The organism is Aeromicrobium sp. PFPM2_SD2 (assembly GCF_057364525.1).
Map to the genome: position 1 here is coordinate 1 of NZ_JBNFNZ010000489.1, position 1,736 is coordinate 1,736.

The window sequence follows — 1,736 nt, forward strand, 5'->3', positions numbered from 1 at the left end:
GATCGCGGAGCTGGCGCAGGCCACCGGCGGCGACGTGACCGGCGCGGCCAACGCCGACGCCGCGTCCGCCGGCGACCTCGTGCTCGTCGTCGTGCCGTGGGACGGGCACCGCGAGCTGCTCACCGAGCTGAAGCCGCAGCTGGACGGCAAGATCGTCGTCGACTGCGTGAACCCGCTGGGCTTCGACAAGCGCGGCCCGTACGCGCTCGCGGTCGAGGAGGGCTCGGCGACCGAGCAGGCCGCCGCGATCCTTGCCGACAGCCGGGTGGTGGGCGCGTTCCACAACGTCAGCGCCGTGCTGCTGGACGACCCCGAGGTCACCAGCGTCGACACCGACGTGCTCGTGCTCGGCGACGACGACCGCGAGGCGACCGACCTCGTGCAGGCGCTCGCCGAGACGATCCCGGGCGTCCGCGGCGTCTACGGCGGGCGCAAGCGCAACGCGCACCAGGTCGAGGCGTTCACAGCCAACCTCATCGCCATGAACCGCCGCTACAAGGCCCACGCCGGCGTCCGCATCACCGACCTCTGACCGCGCGCCGGCCCGGCGCTCGGATGGCGGCCCGACCCGCCAGAACGATATTCTTGCTTCTCCGACGGACGTTCGGCCCTGGAACGACGGGCCGCGGAGGCAGGAGGTCAGGATGACCGACACGAGCGACCTCACGGAGGTCACCGAGCTGGCGGTGCGCCGCGGGCTCAACGGACGGGCCGAGATCGCCGAGGCGGAGGTGGCCCGCCTGGTCGAGGTCGGGCGCGACACCCTGCGCCGCGGCGAGGCGGTCAAGGTGGCCGAGATCGTCAAGGCCGCGGCCGTCTCGATCGACGCCTTCTACCGCTACTTCGCCGGCAAGGACGCCTTCGTCACCGCCATCGTCGAGGACGACGTCCGGCGCATCGTCGCCCACGCCGAGCAACGCATGGCCGACCACCTGGGCAGCCGCGGGAAGATCCGCGCGATGGTCGCCGCCGTGCTGGCCGACCTCGCCGCCGTCGGCGGGTTCACCCGCATGCACACGCTGCTCGCGACGGCCCCGCCCGTCGCCCGCGGTCGTCAGACGCTCGAGGACGCCCTCGCCAGGCTGCTCGCCGTGCCCGCCCTCGCGCTCGGCTCGCAGGACGTCGACCGCGACACGCACGCCGCGGCCGCCGTCCTGCTGAACCGGGTCGAGCGACTGGCCCGCGAGGAGGTCGCGCCCACCGAGGCCGACGAGGACCACGTGGTGGCGTTCGTCCTGCGGGCCGTCGCCCGCACCTAGCGGCCGAAGCGGCGCAGCCGCAGGCTGTTCGTCACGACGAACACCGAGCTGAACGCCATCGCCAGGCCGGCCACCATCGGGTTGAGCAGGCCGGCCACCGCGAGCGGGATCGCCGCGACGTTGTAGGCGAACGCCCAGAACAGGTTGCCCTTGATCGTGCGCAGCGTGGCGCGCGAGAGCCGCACGGCGTCGACCGCGGTGGCCAGGTCGCCCTTCACCAGCGTGAGGTCCGACGCCTGGATGGCCACGTCGGTGCCGGTGCCCATCGCGATGCCCAGGTCGGCCCCGGCCAGCGCGGCGGCGTCGTTGACCCCGTCGCCGACCATCGCCACGACCCGGTCGCGGGCCTGGAGCTCGCGGACGACCTCGAGCTTCCGCTCGGGGGTGACCTCGGCGTGGACCCGGTCGATGCCGACGTCCGCGCGACGGCGTCGGCCACGGCCCGCCGGTCGCCGGTCAGCAGCACGGGCTCCAGCC

The 1,736-nt window shown here is 73.9% G+C and carries 2 protein-coding genes and 1 pseudogene; 2 read left to right on the forward strand and 1 reads right to left on the reverse strand.

Annotated features, from left to right (window positions below):
- Together npdG and AC2W7G_RS15430 are read left to right on the forward strand one after the other, a co-directional pair.
- A partial coding sequence (gene npdG, locus AC2W7G_RS15425) for an NADPH-dependent F420 reductase (RefSeq protein ID WP_485869216.1) occupies window positions 1-532 on the forward strand: 532 nt, incomplete at its 5' end.
- A 112-nt stretch (window positions 533-644) separates the two neighbouring features.
- Window positions 645-1,259: a TetR/AcrR family transcriptional regulator gene (locus AC2W7G_RS15430; protein ID WP_485869217.1), complete on the forward strand. Its 615-nt coding sequence runs from the start codon at window positions 645-647 to the stop codon at window positions 1,257-1,259.
- On the opposite strand, the pseudogene AC2W7G_RS15435 reads toward AC2W7G_RS15430, so the two are convergent.
- Window positions 1,256-1,736: pseudogene (locus AC2W7G_RS15435) on the reverse strand (HAD-IC family P-type ATPase); the annotation flags it as partial. The gene AC2W7G_RS15430 and the pseudogene AC2W7G_RS15435 sit on opposite strands and share 4 nt — an antisense overlap.